21 protein-coding genes are annotated in these 21,137 nt (G+C 63.7%); 7 read left to right on the top strand and 14 right to left on the bottom strand.

Annotation, left to right across the window (positions count from 1 at the left end):
* Positions 1 to 5: 5 nt before the first annotated feature.
* Positions 6 to 992 (bottom strand): cysteine synthase A, encoded by a 987-nt coding sequence (locus ABIC09_RS27650; protein WP_354111225.1) that lies wholly within the window; start codon positions 990 to 992, stop codon positions 6 to 8.
* A gap of 420 nt (positions 993 to 1,412) precedes the next feature.
* On the opposite strand from ABIC09_RS27650, the gene ABIC09_RS27645 reads away from it, so the two are divergent.
* Positions 1,413 to 2,258: a transglutaminase-like domain-containing protein gene (locus ABIC09_RS27645; RefSeq protein WP_148754891.1), complete on the top strand. Its 846-nt coding sequence runs from the start codon at positions 1,413 to 1,415 to the stop codon at positions 2,256 to 2,258.
* 315 nt (positions 2,259 to 2,573) lie between these two features.
* A complete protein-coding gene (locus ABIC09_RS27640) occupies positions 2,574 to 2,855 on the top strand; it encodes a type VI secretion system-associated protein TagO (RefSeq protein WP_148754934.1) in 282 nt (93 codons plus the stop codon).
* 14 nt (positions 2,856 to 2,869) lie between these two features.
* Here ABIC09_RS27640 and ABIC09_RS27635 read toward each other — a convergent pair whose 3' ends face one another.
* From ABIC09_RS27635 to ABIC09_RS27620, 4 genes are all read right to left on the bottom strand, one after another.
* Positions 2,870 to 3,136 (bottom strand): hypothetical protein, encoded by a 267-nt coding sequence (locus ABIC09_RS27635; protein WP_148754893.1) that lies wholly within the window; start codon positions 3,134 to 3,136, stop codon positions 2,870 to 2,872.
* Positions 3,137 to 3,217: 81 nt separating this feature from the next.
* A complete protein-coding gene (locus ABIC09_RS27630; protein ID WP_354111224.1) occupies positions 3,218 to 5,050 on the bottom strand; it encodes a tetratricopeptide repeat protein in 1,833 nt (610 codons plus the stop codon).
* Positions 5,051 to 5,399: 349 nt separating this feature from the next.
* Positions 5,400 to 5,567: a 50S ribosomal protein L33 gene (gene rpmG / locus ABIC09_RS27625; RefSeq protein ID WP_007603295.1), complete on the bottom strand. Its 168-nt coding sequence runs from the start codon at positions 5,565 to 5,567 to the stop codon at positions 5,400 to 5,402.
* A gap of 124 nt (positions 5,568 to 5,691) precedes the next feature.
* Complete coding sequence (locus ABIC09_RS27620) at positions 5,692 to 7,017, bottom strand: LLM class flavin-dependent oxidoreductase (protein WP_354083651.1); 1,326 nt, start codon at positions 7,015 to 7,017, stop codon at positions 5,692 to 5,694.
* A 296-nt stretch (positions 7,018 to 7,313) separates the two neighbouring features.
* On the opposite strand from ABIC09_RS27620, the gene ABIC09_RS27615 reads away from it, so the two are divergent.
* Positions 7,314 to 8,672: a metallophosphoesterase family protein gene (locus ABIC09_RS27615; RefSeq protein WP_354111223.1), complete on the top strand. Its 1,359-nt coding sequence runs from the start codon at positions 7,314 to 7,316 to the stop codon at positions 8,670 to 8,672.
* 27 nt (positions 8,673 to 8,699) lie between these two features.
* On the opposite strand, the gene ABIC09_RS27610 is transcribed toward ABIC09_RS27615, so the two are convergent.
* Genes ABIC09_RS27610 through topA form a run of 4 tightly spaced genes read right to left on the bottom strand, consistent with a single transcriptional unit; the run spans position 8,700 to position 15,029 of the window.
* The gene (locus ABIC09_RS27610; protein WP_354032641.1) at positions 8,700 to 9,446 is read right to left on the bottom strand and encodes an NUDIX hydrolase; all 747 of its coding nucleotides are present in this window, start codon (positions 9,444 to 9,446) and stop codon (positions 8,700 to 8,702) included.
* A 32-nt stretch (positions 9,447 to 9,478) separates the two neighbouring features.
* Complete coding sequence (locus tag ABIC09_RS27605; RefSeq protein WP_354032642.1) at positions 9,479 to 9,919, bottom strand: DUF983 domain-containing protein; 441 nt, start codon at positions 9,917 to 9,919, stop codon at positions 9,479 to 9,481.
* Complete coding sequence (gene rnr, locus ABIC09_RS27600) at positions 9,913 to 12,264, bottom strand: ribonuclease R (protein WP_354111222.1); 2,352 nt, start codon at positions 12,262 to 12,264, stop codon at positions 9,913 to 9,915. Before rnr ends, ABIC09_RS27605 begins: the two co-directional genes overlap by 7 nt.
* Before the next feature lie 8 nt (positions 12,265 to 12,272).
* The gene (gene topA, locus ABIC09_RS27595) at positions 12,273 to 15,029 is read right to left on the bottom strand and encodes a type I DNA topoisomerase (protein ID WP_354111221.1); all 2,757 of its coding nucleotides are present in this window, start codon (positions 15,027 to 15,029) and stop codon (positions 12,273 to 12,275) included.
* Between the two features lie 216 nt (positions 15,030 to 15,245).
* Between topA and ABIC09_RS27590 the strand changes: the two genes are divergently transcribed.
* A complete protein-coding gene (locus ABIC09_RS27590) occupies positions 15,246 to 15,494 on the top strand; it encodes a hypothetical protein (protein ID WP_148754901.1) in 249 nt (82 codons plus the stop codon).
* A 207-nt stretch (positions 15,495 to 15,701) separates the two neighbouring features.
* Here ABIC09_RS27590 and ABIC09_RS27585 read toward each other — a convergent pair whose 3' ends face one another.
* Both ABIC09_RS27585 and ABIC09_RS27580 read right to left on the bottom strand, forming a co-directional pair.
* Positions 15,702 to 16,256, bottom strand: coding sequence for a flavodoxin family protein (locus ABIC09_RS27585; RefSeq protein WP_354111220.1), 555 nt, complete (start codon positions 16,254 to 16,256; stop codon positions 15,702 to 15,704).
* A gap of 179 nt (positions 16,257 to 16,435) precedes the next feature.
* Positions 16,436 to 16,903, bottom strand: a complete 468-nt coding sequence (locus tag ABIC09_RS27580) for a winged helix-turn-helix transcriptional regulator (RefSeq protein WP_354111219.1) — start codon at positions 16,901 to 16,903, stop codon at positions 16,436 to 16,438.
* Positions 16,904 to 17,021: 118 nt separating this feature from the next.
* Between ABIC09_RS27580 and ABIC09_RS27575 the strand changes: the two genes are divergently transcribed.
* The gene (locus ABIC09_RS27575; protein WP_354111218.1) at positions 17,022 to 17,795 is read left to right on the top strand and encodes an SDR family oxidoreductase; all 774 of its coding nucleotides are present in this window, start codon (positions 17,022 to 17,024) and stop codon (positions 17,793 to 17,795) included.
* Between the two features lie 173 nt (positions 17,796 to 17,968).
* Entirely contained in the window at positions 17,969 to 18,151 is a 183-nt protein-coding gene (locus tag ABIC09_RS27570; RefSeq protein ID WP_354111217.1) for a hypothetical protein, read from the top strand.
* A 68-nt stretch (positions 18,152 to 18,219) separates the two neighbouring features.
* Here the strand turns inward: ABIC09_RS27570 and ABIC09_RS27565 are convergent, their stop codons facing one another.
* Positions 18,220 to 18,828, bottom strand: a complete 609-nt coding sequence (locus tag ABIC09_RS27565; protein ID WP_354111216.1) for an FMN-dependent NADH-azoreductase — start codon at positions 18,826 to 18,828, stop codon at positions 18,220 to 18,222.
* 83 nt (positions 18,829 to 18,911) lie between these two features.
* On the opposite strand from ABIC09_RS27565, the gene ABIC09_RS27560 reads away from it, so the two are divergent.
* Complete coding sequence (locus tag ABIC09_RS27560) at positions 18,912 to 19,322, top strand: winged helix-turn-helix transcriptional regulator (RefSeq protein WP_354111215.1); 411 nt, start codon at positions 18,912 to 18,914, stop codon at positions 19,320 to 19,322.
* Here the strand turns inward: ABIC09_RS27560 and dprA are convergent.
* Positions 19,319 to 20,461: a DNA-processing protein DprA gene (gene dprA / locus ABIC09_RS27555; RefSeq protein ID WP_354111214.1), complete on the bottom strand. Its 1,143-nt coding sequence runs from the start codon at positions 20,459 to 20,461 to the stop codon at positions 19,319 to 19,321. The two genes, ABIC09_RS27560 and dprA, sit on opposite strands and share 4 nt — an antisense overlap.
* A gap of 104 nt (positions 20,462 to 20,565) precedes the next feature.
* A complete protein-coding gene (locus ABIC09_RS27550) occupies positions 20,566 to 20,991 on the bottom strand; it encodes a DoxX family protein (RefSeq protein ID WP_148754908.1) in 426 nt (141 codons plus the stop codon).
* Positions 20,992 to 21,137 lie beyond the last annotated feature (146 nt).

Genomic DNA, 21,137 nt, shown 5'->3' with positions numbered 1-21,137 from the left:
GGTTGCTATTGCATCCAACGTGGGGTGGGGAGATTTTTCTGACGCAGGAAATCCGGGTTGAACAGCTTGGATTGATAGCGCTGTCCGCCATCCGCGAGGATGGTCACGATGGTCTTGCCCGGGCCAAGGTCGCGCGCGAGCCGCATGGCGCCAACGATGTTGATGGCACTCGACCCGCCGAGCACAAGTCCTTCATGCTCGATCAGGTCGAATAGAACGGGCAACGCTTCCTCGTCCCTGATCTGATACGCCGCGTCGATTGGCGTGCCTTCCAGGTTCCTTGTCACACGCACTTGCCCGATGCCTTCAGTGATCGAGTCCCCTTCGATCGTCAGCTCGCCCTTGGTGAACCAGTTGTAGAGCGCGGCCCCCATGGGGTCGCTGAGCGCAATCCTGACGGCTGGATTTCGCTCCTTGAGCGCTCGCGCAACCCCACCCAAAGTCCCGCCACTGCCGACCGCACACGTAAAGCCGTCGATTTTTCCGCCGGTTTGTTGCCAAATCTCAGGTCCTGTCGTGCGGTAGTGACCCTCGCGATTGGCGATGTTGTCGAACTGGTTAGCCCAGAACGCACCGAGCTCTTCGGCGAGCTGGCCGGAGTAGCGAGCGTAGTGACCGGGACTCGAATAGGGAACGGCGGGGACCAGTCGCAGGTCCGCACCACACAACCGCAACATATCCTTCTTTTCCTGACTTTGCGTGTCGGGCATCACGATCACGCTTCGATAACCGCGTGCATTGGCCACGAGCGCAATACCGATGCCGACATTTCCGGCCGTGCCTTCGACGATGACGCCGCCGGGTCCGAGCTTGCCGCTCTGCTCGGCATCATTGATCATGGCGAGGGCCGCACGATCCTTGATCGAGCCACCGGGATTGAGAAATTCAGCCTTGCCGTAGATCTCGCAGCCCGTGGCCTCCGACGCCATTCGCAACCTGATCAATGGCGTGTTGCCGATGGAGTCCAAAAATCCCGTTCGCACGCCGTTCATCGCCTGCCCACCTTCGCGCTTCCGCAACTTTAAGCTGTTCGGCGGGCAATTCCGTTCTCTAGTTCAGGCGATCCAGGCAACGATTTTGGCGTGCGGGCGGCTCAATCGGCGATTTTATTCCGTGCGGTGTTTCGTTTTCGCTTGTGGGCCGGGCAGCATGCGCCGAACTGTCCTCATCCGTCGGATACGCAGTTGAACTTTGGGCCCTTGGGGCTATTGTCCTGGGATCGCCGAGTTGGACCTGGCATCGGCGCCTGAGAGCCCATTTCGCTCCCGCCAATCGGCGGAGCGAGTTCATGCACGAAGCTGCTGCCCGTCCCGCGATAGACTGAGGCGGTTCTCACCCAGGAGAGGGCGCCAGGCAGTCGCGTGGTGCCGACGTGCCTTTCTCAGAAAACCAGCTGGAGTTGGGCCCTTCGCATGAAAATCCGTGTCGGCTTCGAGATGATCTACGAGTTTCCGCAACCAACGCCTTTGATCGCGGTGATGGGCATTCACTTCACGCGGGCCTCCGACATCATCGTGCCCGATTACCTCACAAGCCAACCCTCAGTGCCGATCACGCCTTATCGCGACGGCTTCGGCAACTGGTGCAGCCGGATCGTCGCGCCCGCCGGTCGCGTGCGCCTCTCCGCCGACGGGACGGTGCGCGATAGCGGTTTGCCCGATGTGATCGTGCCTTCAGCCGCGCAACACGCGGTCGAGGATCTGCCGCCGGACACCATCGTTTACCTCCTCGGGAGCCGGTACTGCGAGACCGACCGGCTGTCCGACGTCGCATGGAAGCTGTTCGAGAAGACAACGCCGGGCTGGGCCCGGGTCCAGGCGATTTGCGACTTCGTTCACGGTCATATCGCGTTCGGCTATGAGCATGCCCGCGCAACCAAGACGGCGTGGGAGGCCTTCAACGAGCGCAAGGGTGTTTGCCGCGATTACGCGCATCTGGCCATCTCGTTCTGCCGCTGCATGAATATTCCCGCGCGCTATTGCACCGGCTATCTCGGCGATATCGGCATGCCGCCGCCGTATTCGCCTGGCGATTTTGCCGGCTGGTTCGAGGCCTATCTCGGCGGCCGCTGGTATACCTTCGATGCGCGCAACAACATTCCGCGAATTGGCCGCGTCCTGATCGCGCAAGGACGCGATGCCGCCGATGTTCCGATCACCCAGACGTTCGGACCCAACACGCTTCTCAGCTTCAAAGTGTGGACCGATGAGGTCGCGGAGACGTCCGGCGCCGCCTCCAGCCCAAGCGACCGCGATTGACCTCGCTATCGGGGGAGGGGCCTGCTACACTCTTCGCATCACCGCACGCTGCCGGGCTGTTATCGGTGACTGAGAGCATTGCGCTCCCGCCTTGATCTTGAAGGGCGGTCTGCATGGCAAACACAGCAATCATCAGGGACGCCTACGGGATTCCGGCAACCTTCGTCGGCTCAAAAACCGGCCGGGACGACGCTCCCTTCGTTTTTGTCAGGGTTGGAGACGAGGAACGCCGGATGCGATGGTCCGAATGGGATGCGCTACCAGCCTGGACCGGCGCGCCGCCGCCCAGGGCAGGCAAGCAGAAACAATGAATGGATGCTCGACATGAAAATCGTCCGGATAAGAACGCCAATGACGACACTTGTCCTGATCTCTGCGCTTGGCCTGTTCGCGCGCGCTGCTCTCGCCGCGGAGCCAAGCTGCCGAGCCATCGAAAGCACTTCTGAGCGATTGGCCTGCTATGACGCGGCGTTTCCTCCAAAGGCGAAGAAGCCCGCCATGGCCAATATCGATGCGCCGTCCGGCTATAAGGATCCGTTCGTCGAAGAAGAAGCGCGAACCGCGGCCAAGCTGAAGAACATTTGCCGCGGCTGCTGAGAGCTCACCTGACGTCAATCATTGGCGGCGCTTGCATCTGCAGCCTGTGCATTGGCGAGATCGATCGAACCGATCGAGACCATCTCCATGGAGCCGCGGACGTTCTCCGAAGGCACCGTGATCATTGTGGCGACGCGGCGATAAACCGGGAAGCTGAGACCCTCGATCGCCTCCTCGTCGGTGACGACATCATATGTGCCAGCGGGCAGCAGCCGCTCGATGCCGCGGATCCGAAACGGATGTCTGAACGTGACGGTTTCTCGCCGCGAGCGGATGGTCATGTGGGCCTGCCTTTTCGACAAGAGGGGCTCAACCGACGCTGGCGGGGCGACCATGCGCCCGTTGCCCGGCAATAGCCAGCGCTATCGTCGAGACGTGGCGCGCTGCGCCCGCCGTGCGGCGAGCTGCCTCTCGAGTTCGCGGCGAACGTCGTCCACCACGCTGGCCCAGTCGCCTCGCGTGGGCTGCCTGAACAGCTTCATCGACCGATACCACGGGCTGTCGTCGCGGTTGAGCAGCCAGCGCCAGTCCGGGTTGAACGGCAGCATCGTCCAGACGGGGGCGCCCAGCGCGCCGGCGAGGTGAGCGACGCTGGTGTCGACCGAGATCACCAGATCGAGACAGGACATCAGCGCCGCCGTTTCGCTGAAATCCGTCAGATGTTCCGTGAGATCGACGATGCCACGGCGTTCGGCAAGGAAGGCCCGGTCCTGATCGCGGACGCCCTTTTGCAAGGAGACGAACTGGGCCTCGCAATCGAGCAGCGGCGCAAGTGCGCGCAGCGCCATCGATCGATTGTGATCGTTCTTGTGATCGGGATTACCCGCCCAGACCAGACCGACGCGGAAGCGGGTGTGGGGACCAAGCCGGTCCTCCCAGGCCTTCACGCGCGCTGCGGGAGGCGCGGGAATGTAGCCTTCCGCGAGCGGGATCGTATCCAGCCGCGTCTTGAACGCCAACGGCAGCGCTCCAAGCGGGCAGTGCAGGTCGAACGCCGGCGGAGACGACCGGCCGACACACTCTGCGACCCCGGCGATGCCGCCGAGACACTGCTGGATCGGAGGTTCGACCTCCAGGATGACCCTGGCTCCGAGCGCGGCCACCAGGGGCACATAGCGGGCGAACTGAATCGCATCGCCCAATCCCTCGTCGGAATGCAGCAAGATGGTCTTGCCTTCGAGCGGCTGGTCACCACGCCAAAGCGCTTGCGAAAAGCCGCGGTCGACCAGACCGACGGATGGAAGCCGCCAGCGCGCCTCGCGCGCAAGCCAGCCGCGCTCGAGGTCGCCGGTCAGGAGCTGAAGCGTTGCAAGATAGAACAGCGTCTGCGCATCGTCGGGGGCGGCCGCCAGCGATCTCTGCAGGGTCGCGAACGCCTCATCCAGCAATTGCAGATGCAACAGGACCACGGCCTTGTTGTTGAGCACGGCATGAAAATCCGGGCGAAGCGCCAGCGCCCGATCGAAGCAGGCAAAGGCCTGTTCCAGTCGGCCAAATCGCCAATGCAGCAGGCCGAGATTGTTGTGCGTCTCCGCGAGGCCCGGATCCAGCGCAATGGATGTTTCGTAGTCCGCTTGCGCTTCGTCGAACCGGTTTACGGCCGAAAGGCAAACGGCGCGCATTTGGTACAGGGCTGCGGAATTCCGATTCAGCTTCTCGGCGGTATTGAAGCATTCCAGCGCTTCCGCATGCCGGCCGAGTTCTAGCAGCAACATGCCGCAGTTTTGCGCTGGCTCCCAATATTGCGGATTCAGCGTCAGGGCCTGCTGGTAATGCAGCACAGCTTCGTCGCTCTGCGCGAGTTGCCAGAGCAAGTTGCCGACGTGATTCCAGAGGCCCGCATCATCGGGCTTGAGGCGCAAGGCTTGGCTGCAATGTTGCCGTGCGTCCTCGAGCCGACCCTGCCGCTCCAGGATCGTGGCGAGACTTAAGGAATACTCTGCCCTCGGCGCCTGCCGGACCGCGCGCCCGATCCATTCCACCGCGGCGTCGGGCTGCTGCGCGTGAAAGCAAATCACGCCCAGCAAGTGGAGAGCATCCGGGTGTTGCTCGTCCAGCGTCAGGGCCTGCTGGCAGCAAAGCTCGGCCTCGGCAATTCGTCCCGATTGAAGATGCGTGAAGCCGGTCTGGCTAAGCGCCGCCGGCGTCGCTTGTCCGGATGGCCTGGCCGTGGCCCGGCGCTCGCTGCGATTCATGAACGGCTGGAAATTGTCGCGCTCCGGGCTGATGACTTAGAGCGATGGAGGTCCTAGGAGCCTCGCAATTGAAGAGCGAGGCTACTCCTTCTAACCACGCCAGGATTTCGCGAGGCTGACGGCTCCTCGCCTATCATCGCGCTCCCGTGCCCCGGACGCAGCGCAGCGCTTCTTCAGCGGTGCGCTGCTGAGCCGGGGCCCATGTCTCCACATTCTGCCGTGTTGCTTGCTGGGTCCCGGCTCTGCGCAGCAGCGTTTCACGCTGCAGCGCGTCCGGGACATGAGGGAGCGGCCCAAACGAAAACGGGGCCCGCAAGGGCCCCGCAAACTCTTCAACGCTGCGCCGATCTTACTTGATCTTGGCTTCGCGGAATTCGACGTGCTTGCGCGCCACGGGATCGTACTTCTTCTTGACCAGCTTGTCGGTCATGGTGCGCGAATTCTTCTTGGCGACGTAGTAGAAGCCGGTGTCAGCCGAGGACACGAGCTTGACCTTGATGGTGACCGCTTTGGCCATGTTCTGAACCTCAGAATATTGGGGAATCTGGAGCCGGCCAAACGGCCCGCGTTGGCCGGCAACCTAGCCAGAAACCGCCTGATGTCAAGGTTTCACACGTCGAAAACCACTCGAATCGGGCCCATCAGGCCTCGAAGAACCGGTTTTTCGGTCGGGGAAGGCCCAGATTCTCCCTCAAAGTGGGCCCTTCATATTCTTTCCGGAAAATCCCGCGCCGCTGCAGCTCCGGGACGACCTTGTCGACGAAATCGTCGAGGCCGGCGGGCAGGAACGGGAACATGATGTTGAAGCCGTCGGAGCCGCGCCCGACCAGCCACTCCTCCATCTGGTCGGCGATGGTTTTCGCCGTGCCGACGAAGGCCAGCCCGCCGTAGCCGCCGACGCGCTGGGCGAGCTGGCGCACCGTGAGCTTGTCGCGCCTGGCGAGGTCGACCATGCGCTGCCGGCCGCTCTTGCTGGCGTTTGTTTCCGGGATGTCAGGCAGTTGTCCATCCGGATCGAAGCCGGAGGCATCGGTGCCGAGGATGACCGAGAGCGAGGCGATGGCGCTGTCATAGTGCACGCGGCTGTCGAGCAGAGCGCGCTTCTCCTTGGCTTCCTCGATGCTGTCGCCGACCACGACGAAAGCGCCGGGGAGAATCTTCAGATGCTCGGGATCGCGGCCGATTGTCTCCATGCGGCCCTTGATGTCGGCATAAAGCTTTTGCCCATCGGCAAGGCTGCCGCCGCCGGTGAAGACGGCTTCCGCCGTCTCGGCCGCGAGCTGCCTGCCGTCTTCCGAGGCGCCGGCCTGCACGATCAGCGGCCAACCCTGCACGGGGCGGGCGATATTGAGGGGCCCGCGCACCTTCAGATATTTGCCGTTGTGGTCGAGCACATGCATCTTCGAGGGATCGAAGAACAAGCCGCTGTCGACGTCACGCACGAAGGCGTCATCAGCGAAAGAGTCCCACAAGCCCGTGACGACGTCGTAGAATTCGCGGGCGCGCTTGTAGCGCTCGGCATGCTCCATGTGGTCGTCGAGGCCGAAATTCAGCGCCGCGTCCGGGTTCGAGGTGGTGACGATGTTCCACCCCGCACGCCCGCCGCTGAGATGGTCGAGCGAGGCGAAGCGGCGTGCGACGTGATAGGGCTCGTCGAACGTGGTCGACCCGGTCGCGATCAGGCCGATGCGCTCGGTGACGGCCGACAGTGCCGACAGCAGCGTGAACGGCTCGAACGAGGTCACGGTGTGGCTGCGCTTGAGCGCATTGACCGGCATGTTCAGCACGGCGAGGTGATCGGCCATGAAGAAGGCGTCGAACTTGCCGGCCTCGAGCTTCCTGATCAGCGTCTTGATGTGGCCAAAATTGAAATTGGCGTCGGGCCAGGCCCCGGGATACCGCCACGCGCCGGTGTGGATGCTGATCGGGCGCATGAACGCGCCAAGCTTGAGTTGCCGTTGTGCCATCGCGCCCTAAATCCCGTTCTGGTGTCGTTGGGGAAGGACATAGGCACGCCGGGGAACTCCGCCATCGGGGAAGGCGGGAAGAATTTTTTGTTTTTCGCGATCTGCTCAGCACAATCCCGTCATTCCGGGGCGCCGCGTAGCGGCGAGCCCGGAATCCATCGGGCCAGAGACGGCAAACGAGATCGGGCGAGCGCTCAAGCTTCCCGCGCGCCGGTCCATAGAAGGCCTAGCCACGACCTGTTGCTACCCGTTCCGGAAATTGCCATCCTCGCGGCCGAACACCGCAATGGAAGGCCATGACCTCTGCGAACAATTCCATTCCTGCGATTCTATCGCGCGGCAAAGGCCATCAATTTCTCTTGTATGGCGATGCCTGTTCGGGCGTGCCGGGTGCACCGCACGAGAAGACCTTCGCCTCGGTCAACGCGGTCGTTCAACGCCTCAGACCGCAGCCTGAATTCATTCTGTTTCCGGGCGATGAGATCATTGGACTAACGCCGGATCCGGACGCGCTGCGCGCGCAGTGGCGATATTGGCTGGACACGGAAATGGCCTGGCTCGACCGTGCAGCCATTCCGATGTGGCACACAACCGGCAATCACACGACCTACGACGTGATGAGCGAGGCAGTGTTTCGCGCGGTACTGGACCTGCCGGACAATGGGCCTGCAGGGCAAGCCGGTCTCTCCTACTTCGTGCGGCGCGGCGACCTCGTGATGGTGTTCGTCAACACGCTCTGGAGCGGCCTTGGCGGTGAGGGCCATGTCGAGCTCGCGTGGCTGGAAGCAACGCTCAGAGAACATGGCGATGCCCGACATAAGCTCGTCCTTGGCCATCACCCGGTGTTTCCTGTCAACGGCTTTACGGGGACATATCAGCGCGAGATCGGCCACGAATACGCTCGCCCGTTTTGGGACATCCTGGTGAACGAAAACGTGCTTGCCTACCTATGCAGCCACATCCTCGCCTTCGATGTGCAAGCGCATCGCGGTGTCCTGCAGATCTGCACTGCGGGCGCGGGAACGGCTCACAGGATGCCGGAAGGCGTCGAGTATCTGCATTGCGTTCAGGCCGCACTTGACGAGGAGGGCATGCGTTATCAGGTGCTCGATATCGACGGCGCCGTCAGGGAGAGGATGGAATGGCCGTTGCCCGCTCCTGATGCCGCCGGATGGAGAGAGCTGCCGCTCGGAGATGTCGATGCGCCGTTCAGCGGACTTGTGACGAGCGGACGTCGGATCGAGCTGAGACTGGTGGGGCAAGGCGCCGCGACCGATGTCGCGTCAGCCCAGACGATTTTTACGGCCTTCGCGCCTGGTTCGATCGCGCCGTTCTGGCTCGGGCTCCGGGGACCGAAGCAAACCCTGACGGCCATCGTTGGTCGTGAGCCGGGGCGCAGTCCGTCCTATTGGTTCGGACCCGATCTTCCAGCAGACGACGGTTTCGATATTCACGTGACGATCTACCCGGATATGGGTCCCGGTGGTCTCCTGTACCGCGATCACAACTCTCCTCTTTGGTCGTCCTTCACTTCTGCGTCGGCGCAAGGCCTGGAGCAGCTTTCGTGGCCCCGGCATTGGGCGATCGGCCACGGACAAGGCGGCTGCGAAGACCGTGCCTTCAGAGGTGCGGCGCTGAGCTTGCTAATCGCGTGAGTGAGCTTAGTGAGATCGGTGGCTGGATCAGCTCAAAATATCCTTGTGCATCTTGCCGCCGTAGAAATGGAAGAACGGCACCGGCGCGTCGTGGCGCAGCGGGCCAGTGGCAAGGCGGGTATCGAGCTCGTTGAGCACATTCCGTGTCATGGGATGCAGATCGGCGAGCGGTTTTGAGCCGAGCTCGACCCAGACCAATTCGACCAGCTCCGCATCCGCATGGATCACGCCCTCGACGCGGTGGGTGATCGCCGACGCATCCGCCGTGAAGAAGCGCGTGTCGAACCGCTTGACGCGGCCGGGCGGGGTGATCGCGCGCGCGATCAGGAACAGGCTGGACGGATCTGGCAGCAGGCCCGCATCCGCAAACGGCTTCCAGGCGCCTTCGAGCTTGGCCTTGCCTTCGCTCTTGCGCCCCAAGCAGAGACCGGTCTCCTCGCAGGCCTCGCGGATCGCGGCGATGGCTAGCGATTTTGCGCGCGAGGCCGGGGTCTTCGGGCTGCCCTTGGCGAGATTGGTCTCTAGCTGCGTGGTGATGGGGGCCGCGACTGGCACGCGATAATCGTCCTTGTCGACGCGGCCGCCGGGGAAGACGAATTTGCCGGGCATGAACACCACCTTGTCGTGGCGCTTGCCGACCAGGACCTTTGGAACGGTGCCGCTGCGATCGACCAGGATCAGCGTCGCGGCATCCCGGGGACGGAAATAGGGATGGTGATCGGCTTCCTTCTGATCGTGGACCTCAGCCTTTTCGTCCTGCGCAATATCCGTCATGTCCTCACCCAAACCGCTTTTATTTATTTTGCTTACACCGGCGGAATACCATCCGGCGGGTTGTCGTCAAACCCGTGCATGCGCAGAGCCCATTGCAAGCCGACCACAGCTCCCTTCACGGGCTGCAACAGGGCGAGCGAGGCGAAGAAGGTGAAGGGCAAATAGGCCGCGAAGGTCAGCCAGACCGGCGTCGTGTAATTGGTCTCGATCCACAAGATGCTCGGCACGGTGATGTGGCCGACGATGACGATCACGAGATAGGGGGGCAAATCGTCGGCGCGATGCGGCGTGAAGTCGAGGCCGCATTTCGCGCAATTGTCCGCCGTCTTCAGGAAGGCGCGGAACAGTTTTCCCTCGCCGCACCGCGGGCAGCGGCCGCGAAAGCCGCGCTTCATCGCCGCCCAGAGATCGCGCTTCTCGACGAGGCCGGTCTCGCGCGTCCAGATCTTTGGGGCTGTGCTCATGGTCACCATGCCTTGCCCTTCTGTCCCCCGCCTTTGCTCTTGCTCTTTCCTTTGTCCTTCTTGCCGGGCTTTCGCTTCGGCGGCTTGTGTTTTTTGTCCGGGCTGCGTCCGGGATGTGCCTTGAACGCGGGACGGCGTTGCGGACCAGGTTGCCTGCGGTCGCGCGGCGCGGTCTCGCTGGATGACGACAGCAGCTCGAAACGCAGCGCGCCTGCGATGGGAGCTGCCTCGATCAGGCGGACATCAACGACGTCGCCGAGCTGGTACATGGTGCGGCTGCGGGTGCCGACCAGCGCGTGGCGGCCCTCGTCATAGTTGAAATATTCCGTGCCAAGGGATCGGATCGGGATCAATCCGTCGGCGCCGGTTTCAGCGAGTTTGACAAACAGCCCGGCGCGGGTGACGCCGGAGACGCGGCCCTGAAAACTCGCGCCGATGCGGTCGGCGAGATGGTGCGCGATCAGACGGTCGACGGTCTCGCGCTCGGCCTTCATCGCGCGCCGCTCGGTCAGCGAAATGTGGGCGGCGACTTCGCCGAGCGATTCCGCCGTCTCGCTGTCGAGCAGGGCGCCTTCGCCAAGCCCAAGTGCGCGGACCAGCGCGCGGTGCACGACGAGGTCGGCATAGCGGCGGATCGGCGAGGTGAAATGCGCATAACGGCGCAAATTCAGGCCGAAATGACCGTAATTCTCGGATGAATATTCCGCCTGCGCCTGCGCGCGCAGCACGACTTCGCTGACCAGCGGGAAGTGGTCGTGGCCTTCGAGCTGCGCCAGCACGCGGTTGAACAGAGCGGGGCGCAACGCGCCGCCTTTGGCGAAGGGGACGTCGAGTGTCTGCAAAAACTCCGAGAGCGCGTGGACCTTCTCCAGCGTCGGCTCGTCGTGCACGCGATAGATCAGCGGCAGCGATTTCTTCTCGAGCATTTCCGCCGCCGCGACGTTGGCGAGGATCATGAACTCCTCGATCAGCTTGTGCGCATCGAGCCTGTCAGGGACGACGACACGATCGACGGTGCCGTCGCTCTTGAGCAGAATCTTGCGCTCGGGCAGATCGAGATTGAGCGGATCGCGCTCGTCGCGGGCGCGCTTGACGCAGGCGTAAGCCGCGTAGAGCGGCCTCAGGATCGTATCGAGCAGGGGGCCGGTGGTGTCGTCCGGCCGGCCGTCAATCGCAGCCTGCGCCTGTGCGTAGCTCAGCTTCGCGGCCGAGCGCATCAGAATGCGATGGAATGAGTGCGAACGCTTGCGGCCGTCAGGCGCAATGATCATCCGCACCGCGAGCGCGCCGCGCGGCTCGCCCGGCACCAGCGAGCACAGATTGTTGGAGATGCGCTCGGGCAGCATCGGCACGACGCGGTCGGGGAAATAGACCGAGTTGCCGCGGTCGAGCGCATTGCGGTCGAGCGCGGTACCCGGCCGAACATAGAAGCTCACATCCGCAATGGCGACATCGACGATGAAGCCGCCCTTGTTGTTCGGATCGGGATCGGGCTGCGCATGCACCGCGTCGTCGTGATCCTTGGCGTCAGGCGGATCGATGGTGACGAGCGGGACGTCGCGCCAGTCTTCGCGGCCCTTCAGGTTCGCCGGCTCTGCGGCTTCGGCCTCGCGCTCGGCGGCGGAGGAGAATTGCAGCGGAATATCGTGGGCATAGATCGCGATCAGGCTGATCGCCTTCTCGGACTTGACCGAGCCGAGCTTCTCCTTGACCCGGCCGGAGGCGAGCCCAAAGGCGCGGGAGCGGACGATATCGACGCTGACGAGGTCGCCGTCCTGCGCGCCGTGCGCGTCAGCGGCTGCGATGTTCAGCTCGCGGTCGGCGGACTTCTTGTCGACCGGGATCAGCCGTCCGCCGCCTTCAGGCAGGCTGCGGAACACGCCGAGGATGCGGCTCTTGGTCTTGTCGAAGACCTTGATGATGTGGCCGCGATAGGCCGGACCTTCGATTTCATCCGAGCGCTCGACCCGCAGCAATGCGCGGTCGCCGATTCCGGCTGTGGTGCCCGGCTTTGGCCGGCGTTGCATTACGATGAGGATTTTTGGCGGCTCGCCGCTTTCGACCTCGTCCCATTCGGTGGGGGAGGCGATCAGCTCGCCGTCGGCGTCGCGGCCGGTGATATCGGCAACCAGCGTCGACGGCAGGCTGTCCGGCTCGGAAACCTTGTGGCGTTTCTTCTTGATGGTGCCGTCGTCGGCAAGCTCGCGCAGCAGGCGCTTGAGCTCGATGCGATCGGCGTTCTTCAGGCCGAACTCGCGCGCAATCTCGCGGGTCCCGACGTTTCCATGATTTGCCTTGATGAAGGCGACGATGGCGCTCCTGTCGGGAAAGCCATGGTCATTCTTGCGTTTCACTTAACCTCTTAAGTCGTGCCGGCACTTTTCTTGGCCGGAGCTTTGGCGGCGGACACCTTGGTCGGCGACGTCTTGACTGCTGAAGTCTTGGCGGTCGACGGCACGGCGGCGCGCGCCTTGCTGGTGGATTCGGATTTGGTTTTAACCGCCTTCTTCGCGGCCGGTTTCTTCTTCGGCGCGACCTCGGCGCCATCCGCAGTCTTCTCTGCAGTTTTCTTGGCCTTGGCCGGCTTCGCCGCCTTCCTGGGCTTCTTGCCGCCGCCCTTGGCCGCGCGCTCGTCGATCAGCGCGATCGCCTGCGGCAGCGTCACGGTGTCCTTTTCGAACTCCGCGGGGATCGTCGCGTTGACGCCGCCCGCGGTGACATAGGCGCCGTAACGGCCGCTCTTCACGGTGACGGTGCCGAGCGTCGGATGGTCGCCGATAGTCTTGCCGGGATCGGCACCGAAGCGTCGGCTTGGACCCTTGGCGACCTTCTCGGCGATCAGCGTGACCGCGCGATTGAGGCCGATGTCGAACACTTCATCGCCGGCTTCTAAGCTGGCGTAGGTCTTCTCGTGCTTCACGAACGGCCCGAAGCGACCGAGGCCGGCGGTGATCGGCTCACCGGTCTCAGGATGCTTGCCGATCTCGCGCGGCAGCGACAACAGCTTCAGCGCAAGCTCGAGATCGACATCGCCGGGCGAGGTGCCCTTCGGGATGCCCGCGCGCTTCGGCTTCTCGCCTTCCTCATAATCCTTCTGCTCGCCGAGCTGGATGTAGGGACCAAAGCGGCCGGCCTTGACCCAGACGTCGCGACCGGTGTCGGGATCCTGGCCGAGCGAACGGTCCGCGGTGGTCTCGCTGTCGGCGGCGAGCTGACGGGTGTAGCGGCACTCCGGATAGTTCGAACAGCCGACGAAGGCGCCGAACTTGCCGGCCTTCAGGTTCAGCCGGCCGTTGCCGCAGCTCGGGCACTGCCGGATGTCGCCGCCATCGGTGCGGGGCGGATAGATGTGCTGTCCGAGCAGGTCGTCGAGCACGTCCAGCACCTGGGCGACGCGCAGATCCTTGATCTCGTCGACGGCACCGATGAAGCCGGTCCAGAAATCCTTTAGCACCTGCTGCCATGAGATCTCGTTGTTGGAGATGCGGTCGAGCTGCTCCTCCAGATTGGCCGTGAAGTCGTATTCGACGTAGCGGCTGAAGAAGCTTTCGAGGAACGCGACCACGACGCGGCCCTTGTCCTCGCCATGCAGGCGCTTCTTCTCCAGCTTGACATAGCCGCGGTCCTTCAGCACCTGCAGGATCGAGGCATAGGTCGAGGGCCGGCCGATGCCGAGCTCTTCCATGCGCTTGACCAGCGACGCCTCCGAGAAGCGCGGCGGCGGCTCGGTGAAATGCTGGGTGACGGACAGCGACTGCCGCTTGAGCGCGTCTTTCGGGCTCATCGCCGGGAGGCGGCGTGAGTCTTCGTCCTCCTCGTCGTCGCGGCCTTCCTGGTAGAGCGCCAGAAAACCGTCGAACTTGACGACCTGGCCGGTGGCGCGCAGCTCCAGCGTGCGGGCGCCGGCCTTCGCTGTGATGTCGACGGTGGTGCGCTCGAGCTCGGCCGATTCCATCTGGCTCGCGATGGTGCGCTTCCAGATCAGCTCGTAGAGCCGCGCCTGATCGGCATCGAGCTTGCGGCTCATGCTGGCTGGACGGCGCGACATGTCGGTCGGGCGGATCGCTTCGTGCGCTTCCTGCGCGTTCTTGGCCTTGGCCTGGTACTGGCGTGGGGCGTCCGGCACGTAGGCGTTGCCGTAATCCTCGCCGATCACCTTGCGCGCCTGGGTGATCGCGGACGGATCGATCTGCACGCCGTCGGTACGCATATAAGTAATGAGTCCGGTGGTCTCGCCGCCGATGTCGATGCCTTCATAAAGACGCTGCGCGATGCGCATGGTGTGCGCGGGCGCAAAGCCGTATTTGCGGCTGGCTTCCTGCTGCAGCGTCGAGGTGGTGAAGGGCGCCTGCGGATTGCGCCGGGCCGGCTTCGCGTCGACCGCGGTCACGGCGTAGCTGGCTGTTTCCAGCGCCTTCTTGAAGTCTTCGGCTTCCGCGCCGGTGCCGATGTCGAGACGCTGGATCTTCTTGCCGTCGGCGCCGACCAGGCGGGCCTCGAAGGTGTCGCCGCGCGGCGTCAGCAGGGTCGCGATCAGCGACCAGTATTCGCGGGCAACGAATTTCTCGATCTCGAGCTCGCGGTCGCAGACCAGACGCAGCGCCACCGACTGGACACGGCCGGCCGAGCGGGCGCCCGGCAGCTTGCGCCACAGCACGGGGGAGAGCGTGAAGCCGACCAGATAGTCCAGGGCGCGGCGCGCCATATAGGCGTCGACCAGCGCGCCGTCGATCTGGCGCGGATGCTTCATCGCGTCCGTGACCGCCTGCTTGGTGATCGCATTGAACACCACGCGCTCGATCTTGTGGTCCTTCAGCGCGCGTTTTTCTTTCAGCACCTCCAGCACGTGCCAGGAGATGGCCTCGCCCTCGCGATCAGGGTCGGTCGCCAGAATCAGGCGGTCGGCGCCCTTCAGGGACCTGGCGATGTCGTTGAGCCGGCCGGCCGCCTTGGGGTCGATCTCCCAGATCATCTTGAAATTGGCGTCGGGATCGACGGAACCGTTCTTTGCGGGAAGGTCGCGGACATGGCCGAACGAGGCCAGAACCTCATAGGACGAGCCCAAATACTTGTTGATCGTCTTGGCTTTCGCCGGCGACTCCACAATGACGATATTCATGTAGTTCCAGTAACTTACGGGGAAATATAGGGCCGAAATCGACGAGATTCGGGTCGGCCGTTTCGACCCGAACATGGGTGGTGAGGCCCTCGCTGTCAAATCGAAGCGTGTTGAAGCCCAGCGAAATGGGAAAAGTTTCATATCGAGAAAGTTGCAAACTACCACCTTGGAGTTGCGGCCGATGTAGGCGTAATGTCCCCGCGGGCATGGATTCGGATGGGGCTGGTGGCAAAGCCAGGAAAGAAACGCGCGCGCGCCGCATCAGGCGTGCGGGGAGGCTCGCGCAACGAGGAACCGGGGGAGGGCGGGGTCGATGAAGCCGTGGGCTTCATCGCCGAGCAGGCGGGCGCGCTGCGCAAGCTCGCCGAGCGCCACAAGCTCGATGTGCTGCATTATCTCTTAGGGATGACCAAGCTCGAGGCCGACGAGCACTTAAGGCTGCGGAGCAAGCGCAAGCTGTCGTGAGGGGCGGCGGTGCGAGACTTGAGCGCGCCGCTGTCCGACCGTCATCCCCGCGCGAGCGCGCAGCGCTCGTCGCTGGAGGCGCGAGTGGCGCGATGCGAAGCATCGCGCCGGGAGCCTCGAAGGATGAACGGCCGAGATGCAGCCTGGCCGTCGTCCTTCGAGGCTCGTCCTGCTTCGCATGACGAGCACCTCAGGATGACGGTGCGGTCAGCCGTTGCGCCCAGCCATCTTCGCCAATCGCTGGCCGAGATATGCGGCGGTGCTGATGTCGCTCTGAGGCAGGGCGCCGTCGACGAAATGTGTCGCCAGGCCAAGCTGGCTGCCCAGGCGATTGCGGCCGCTCGGATCCTCTCCGCCCGGGAGATCCAGCCCGCACCAGAGCATGCCGTGCTGGGCAGCCAGAATGGAAAAGTAGGTGAGCGTGTGGAGTTGATCGCCGCTTGCACACGCGCCGGTCGTGAATCCGCCCGCGATCTTGTTGGCCCATCGCTGCTGGCTCCATCGGTCACTTGAAGCGTCTGCGAAGGCTTTGAATTGGGCTGCTGGTCCGCCCATGTAGGTCGGGCTGCCAAACGCGACTGCGTCGGCGCGGTCGATTATTTCCAGCAATCGCTCATTCTGAAAGCGGCCTGACACGATGTCGTCGCCGGTGATCTGACACAGCGCGATCTCCGTCATTCCAGCCGCACCGCGCGCCATCGCATGCGCCAGCCTCTCGGTGGTGCCGGAGATTGAAAAGTAGACGATGGCGAGCAGGGGCATGGTGGCGCCACTTTGCGGTATCTCGTCATCTTCGACGCCGTCTACCTTTTGTACAAGTCCCCCGCGTCGTCATTGCGAGCGCAGCGAAGCAATCCAGACTGTCTCCGCGGTGGCAGTCTGGATTGCTTCGTCGCAAGGGCTCCTCGCAATGACGGGTGTGGTGACGCTGTCTGCCATCATCAAGCCGATCTTCGCCGCGGCGCCGGCCGCGGTTTCAAGGTGATATCGGCCAGGTTGAGCAATCGTCCATCCTCGGCGTGCAGCTCGAGCTTCTTCACGGCGCGGCCTTTCGCGCGATCGACCATGATGGTGTCGATCTCCTCAGGCGTATCGTCGAACTCCTCGCTCCATTGCCGGAGCGCGACCAGGATCGGGAAGAGGCCGCGTCCCTTCGGCGTCAGTACGTATTCGTGGTAGGCGCTGCCGTCGGAAGCGGGGGCGGTCGCCAGAATGCCGTGCTCGACCATTGATCGCAGCCGCACTGACAAGATGTTCTTGGCCATGCCGAGCTTGTTCTGAAACTCGCCGAAGCGGCTCAGGCCGAGCATCGCTTCGCGGATGATCAGGAGCGTCCACCAGTCGCCGATCGCCTCCAGCGATCGCGCGACCGGGCAACCGTCACCCTCAAAACTCGTTCGTTTCACCATCGTCGTAGTCCTGTCGCATTCGCCCGATTTTGGCGCTGATCACGCGCTTGTGTGGTTGCATAATAAAACTATCTGCCCTAGGCAACATAGTTTTATAATGCAACCACTGGAGACGAGCGTGAGGCTGAAGAACAAGACGGCGCTGATTACCGGCGGCAATAGCGGCATTGGACTGGCAACGGCAAAGCTGTTCGTGGCCGAGGGCGCCAAGGTGATCATCACCGGGCGCAACAAGGAGACGCTGGAGGCCGCCGCGAAGGAACTCGGTCCTAACGCGCTCGCAGTCGCGGCCGACGCGACCGACATCGCCGCGACGGAAGCCGCGATCAAGCAGGGCGCTGAAAAGTTCGGCAAGCTCGACATCGTGTTCGCCAATGCCGGCATCCCCGGCGGCACGCCGCTGGGATCGGCAACGCTCGAGGTGTTCGAGAAGGTCATCAGCACCAATCTCACCGGCGTGTTCTTCACCGTGCAGTCGGCGCTGCCCTATCTCAACGACAACGCCTCGATCATCCTGAACGGTTCGGTGATCTCCGTGCTCGGGATTCCCGGTTACTCCGCTTACGGTGCTGCGAAGGCCGGCGTGCGCGCAATGGCGCGGATCATGGCCTCGGAACTGTCGCCGCGCGGAATCCGCGTGAATGTCGTTGCGCCCGGTGCGATCCGCACGCCGATCTGGGGCGCGGCGATCGCAACACCCGAAGCGGAGAAGGCGTTCGAGAAGCGCATCGGACTATCGACGCCGTTGGGACGCATTGGTGAACCGGATCACATTTCGAAGACGGTGTTGTTCCTCGCTTCCGAAGACGCCGCGCATATTCAAGGGCAGGAGATCTTTGTGGACGGCGGCGCGGTTGCTTCGCCAGCCGGCGCACCGATCTATCGCGGTTGATCGACGTTTGCGAAAATTGAATCGGTCGGCGCGCGAGACACGGTTGCGCCGGCCGGTTCCCACATCTGGCAAGACGTATTTTCTGAAGCTTGCGTGATGCGTTGAACCTTCGCGCGTGCTGCCAAGACATTTCTACGGGCAGAGGTCATAAGACCCATTTAAGGGAGCCCCTGATGCCAAAGGCAGCTCGCATTTATTCTCCGATTTCAGCACCGCGTATTTACACCGAACGTTCCGCAGTTCCTGCCAAGCGCTCCGACACGTCCGAGTTCATTGGGGTCGCCATCTTCTCCGGCATCGGGCTTTTCATCTCGCTCCTTGCCGTGATCATGGGTGTGCAGGGCGCCTGGTTTTAGCTTCGCGGACACCCGCCGGTCCATCAGCCGCCGCAGACGCTTTGGCGGCTGATGATGTCGGCATGGCCTCAGGCCGCGCGCAGGTTCGTCGCCGCCTGGAGCGCGCCGGCCAGCGCCTTCTCGCGATGCTCAGGGCCAACCTGGATGCCGTCGGCGACGATGAATTCGGGGCTCGTGATACCCATGAAAGCGAACACGCCGCGCAAATAGGTTTCGAGATGCTCGAGCGAGGCGGCAGGCGTGCCCGGGCCGTAATAGCCGCCGCGCGAGATCGCCACGATCACGCGCTTGCTGCCGGCGAGGCCCTGCGGTCCGCTCGCACCATATTTGAACGTCTTTCCCGCCACCAGAACGCGGTCGATCCAAGCCTTGAGCTGGCTAGGAATCGTAAAATTGTACATCGGTGCGCCGATCACGACGATGTCGGCATCGAGGAACTCGTTCAGCACGGCCGCGCTCGCGGCAAGGTCAGGTCCGAGTTCCGCAGGCGCCGGTGCGCCTTGCGCGGCGGCGAGGTGCGACCCGGAGAGGTGGGCGAGCGGGGTCTGGGTCAGGTCGCGATAGACGAGGTCGAGCGAGGGCGTGGCCTGCCGCAGCCGGTCGACGACGGCGGCGGACACCTGCCTGGAGACGGAGTGGGGGCCGAGCACGCTGGAGTCGAGATGGAGGAGTTTCATTTGGGTCACCTATGGTATAGATTTGTAACCCGCACTACATGAGTGACTATCAAATTCCCCGCAAGAACGCACTTTTTTGAGCCATGGGCACATCTTTGAGACCTGCACACACCGATTTGCCTGAGCCCCGGAGGCCGGATCCGAACCATGCGGACTGCCGCGGGGTCGCCTCGATCCTTGCGCGCGTCGGCGACAAATGGAGCGTGTTCGTCATCATGATGCTGAGCGACGGGCCCAAGCGCTTCAATGAGCTCAAGCGCATGATCAACGGCATCTCGCAGCGGATGCTGACCTTGACGCTGCGTGGCCTCGAGCGCGACGGCCTCGTCACGCGCACGATCTTCCCGACCATTCCGCCGCGCGTCGACTACGAGCTGACCGATCTCGGCCGCGGATTGCAGCAGCCGGTGAAGGCGCTGGGCGAATGGGCGATCGCGCATCAGGAGCAGATCGCATCGGCACGCACGCGTTTCGACCAACGGAACAGCACCTAAAGCAGCGACACCAATCCGCCGCCGTGACGTTCGAGCCGGCCGGCGAGCTCGAGCTCCAACAGCACCGTGCGCACGATCGCGGGCGAGGCGCCGGACATCCGCACGAGATCGTCGACCGTAACAGGCGTAGGGCCGAGCAGGCCCGTGATCTGGTCGCGGTCATGTCCTTGCGAATCGCTCTCGAACGGCTCGCTGTCGGGTTCGCTCATCGGATGCATCGGCGGCCGCTCCATGATCGGTGCGACCGCGTTGACGATGTCGGCGGCTTCGGTGACGAGCGTCGCGCCCTGCTTGATCAGATCATTGGTGCCGGCGGCGCGTGGATCGAGCGGCGAGCCGGGGACTGCGAACACTTCGCGGCCCTGTTCGGCAGCCATGCGCGCGGTGATCAGCGAGCCCGAGCGGTGCGCCGCTTCCACCACGACCACGCCGAGCGAAGCGCCGGAGATCAGCCGGTTGCGGCGGGGAAAGTCGCGGGCGCGGGGCTCGTGGCCGAGCGGCATCTCGGAGATCGCCGCGCCCTGGTGATCGAGGATCGCGGCGAGCAGATCGCCATGCTCGGGCGGATAGATGCAGTCGTGGCCGCCGGCGAGTACCGCGATCGTGCCGCTTGCGACGCTGGCGCGATGCGCGGCCTGATCGACGCCGCGCGCGAGCCCCGAGATGACGATGAAGCCGGCTTCACCGAGCTCGCGCGCGAGCTGGCCGGCAAACTTCAAGCCCGCGCCGGAGGCATTTCGCGATCCGACGATCGCGATCATCGGACGCATGAGCGTTGCGTTGTCACCGCGCACGGCGAGCAGAGGCGGTGCATCGTCGAGCGCCGCGAGCCGCGCCGGATAGCCGTTCTCGCCGGGCGCGAGCCAGGCGATGCCGAGCTTGCGGCTTGCGGCGAGCTCGGCCTTGGCTTCATCCACGCTGCAGGTGCGCCCCGATCGCGCCGCGCCGCCCCGGCGCGCCAGATCCGGCAGCCGCTCCAGCGCGGCGCGCGCCGTGCCGAAGTGATCGACCAGCGAACGGAAGGTGCGCGGCCCGACATTGTCGGAGCGGATCAGCCGCAGCCGGTCGATCCTGTCAGCCTCAGTCAGTTCTACGCTCGGATTGATGGCGTCCACGGCGTCTCCTTGTGGGCGCAGCATGGAACAACCTGAGGGCGTGGGCAACAGGGGGGAGCTCGATCGCGGTCAAAAGCACAACCGGGAAGACCTGCCGCGGTCGACGGGGTCTTCCCAAACTCGTCCGGTTAGCGAGCGTGCGCCGCCTGAACGGCACCGACGCTGCCACGCAAGAGGCGTGCGTCAAGGCTGAACGCACCAGCGCCGAAGGCATAGATCTGAAGCAGTCCGCCCGCCATCATCACGTTCTTGAGGAAATGGATCATCTGATTCTGATCGGCAAAGTTGTTGTGGAACGAGACCCCGGCAGCCACCGAGAAGATGGCGAGCGCCAGCGCGACCGAGCGGGCCTGATAGCCTGCGATCAGCAAGAGACCGCCACCGAGTTCGACCAGAACTGCGATCGCATAAGCCACCGGCGGCACCGGTAATCCAGCAGAGGCGATGTAGGCGGTCGTCGCACCATAGGCGGCGAGCTTGCCGAAGCCGCTCATTGCAAACGGGAGGCCGATCATCAGCCGGCCAACGAGGGAAGCATAACGGGTCGTATCCATGGTAGTCGCTCCTGTGCTTGGTTGAGGTCCGACGGCGGTGACGCATCAGCGTCTGCCGTTTGGAAGAAGTTGCGTCGCGGGCCTTCGTTGTGGCCTCACGGTGGCGCTTTTGAATTGCGGCATAAATAGAAATGATAGAAAGTCAC

It is taken from the genome of Bradyrhizobium sp. S3.12.5, assembly GCF_040548225.1.
Lineage (GTDB): Bacteria > Pseudomonadota > Alphaproteobacteria > Rhizobiales > Xanthobacteraceae > Bradyrhizobium > Bradyrhizobium cytisi.
Note: the sequence above shows the minus strand (reverse complement) of the source record. Positions and strands in the feature narration are given on the sequence as shown.

What these genes read in the sequence shown, in the direction of transcription:
- ABIC09_RS27580 (WP_354111219.1), bottom strand. Translation starts at nt 16,903, where the DNA reads ATGGTGAAACGAACGAGTTTTGAGGGTGACGGTTGCCCGGTCGCGCGA.
- ABIC09_RS27620 (WP_354083651.1), bottom strand. Translation starts at nt 7,017, where the DNA reads ATGGCACAACGGCAACTCAAGCTTGGCGCGTTCATGCGCCCGATCAGC.
- ABIC09_RS27560 (WP_354111215.1), top strand. Translation starts at nt 18,912, where the DNA reads ATGGGCACATCTTTGAGACCTGCACACACCGATTTGCCTGAGCCCCGG.
- dprA (WP_354111214.1), bottom strand. Translation starts at nt 20,461, where the DNA reads ATGCTGCGCCCACAAGGAGACGCCGTGGACGCCATCAATCCGAGCGTA.
- ABIC09_RS27630 (WP_354111224.1), bottom strand. Translation starts at nt 5,050, where the DNA reads ATGAATCGCAGCGAGCGCCGGGCCACGGCCAGGCCATCCGGACAAGCG.
- ABIC09_RS27565 (WP_354111216.1), bottom strand. Translation starts at nt 18,828, where the DNA reads ATGAAACTCCTCCATCTCGACTCCAGCGTGCTCGGCCCCCACTCCGTC.
- ABIC09_RS27650 (WP_354111225.1), bottom strand. Translation starts at nt 992, where the DNA reads ATGAACGGCGTGCGAACGGGATTTTTGGACTCCATCGGCAACACGCCA.
- rpmG (WP_007603295.1), bottom strand. Translation starts at nt 5,567, where the DNA reads ATGGCCAAAGCGGTCACCATCAAGGTCAAGCTCGTGTCCTCGGCTGAC.
- ABIC09_RS27610 (WP_354032641.1), bottom strand. Translation starts at nt 9,446, where the DNA reads ATGACGGATATTGCGCAGGACGAAAAGGCTGAGGTCCACGATCAGAAG.
- ABIC09_RS27615 (WP_354111223.1), top strand. Translation starts at nt 7,314, where the DNA reads ATGACCTCTGCGAACAATTCCATTCCTGCGATTCTATCGCGCGGCAAA.
- ABIC09_RS27645 (WP_148754891.1), top strand. Translation starts at nt 1,413, where the DNA reads ATGAAAATCCGTGTCGGCTTCGAGATGATCTACGAGTTTCCGCAACCA.
- topA (WP_354111221.1), bottom strand. Translation starts at nt 15,029, where the DNA reads ATGAATATCGTCATTGTGGAGTCGCCGGCGAAAGCCAAGACGATCAAC.
- ABIC09_RS27590 (WP_148754901.1), top strand. Translation starts at nt 15,246, where the DNA reads ATGGGGCTGGTGGCAAAGCCAGGAAAGAAACGCGCGCGCGCCGCATCA.
- ABIC09_RS27585 (WP_354111220.1), bottom strand. Translation starts at nt 16,256, where the DNA reads ATGCCCCTGCTCGCCATCGTCTACTTTTCAATCTCCGGCACCACCGAG.
- ABIC09_RS27640 (WP_148754934.1), top strand. Translation starts at nt 2,574, where the DNA reads ATGCTCGACATGAAAATCGTCCGGATAAGAACGCCAATGACGACACTT.
- ABIC09_RS27550 (WP_148754908.1), bottom strand. Translation starts at nt 20,991, where the DNA reads ATGGATACGACCCGTTATGCTTCCCTCGTTGGCCGGCTGATGATCGGC.
- ABIC09_RS27570 (WP_354111217.1), top strand. Translation starts at nt 17,969, where the DNA reads ATGCCAAAGGCAGCTCGCATTTATTCTCCGATTTCAGCACCGCGTATT.
- ABIC09_RS27635 (WP_148754893.1), bottom strand. Translation starts at nt 3,136, where the DNA reads ATGACCATCCGCTCGCGGCGAGAAACCGTCACGTTCAGACATCCGTTT.
- ABIC09_RS27605 (WP_354032642.1), bottom strand. Translation starts at nt 9,919, where the DNA reads ATGGTGACCATGAGCACAGCCCCAAAGATCTGGACGCGCGAGACCGGC.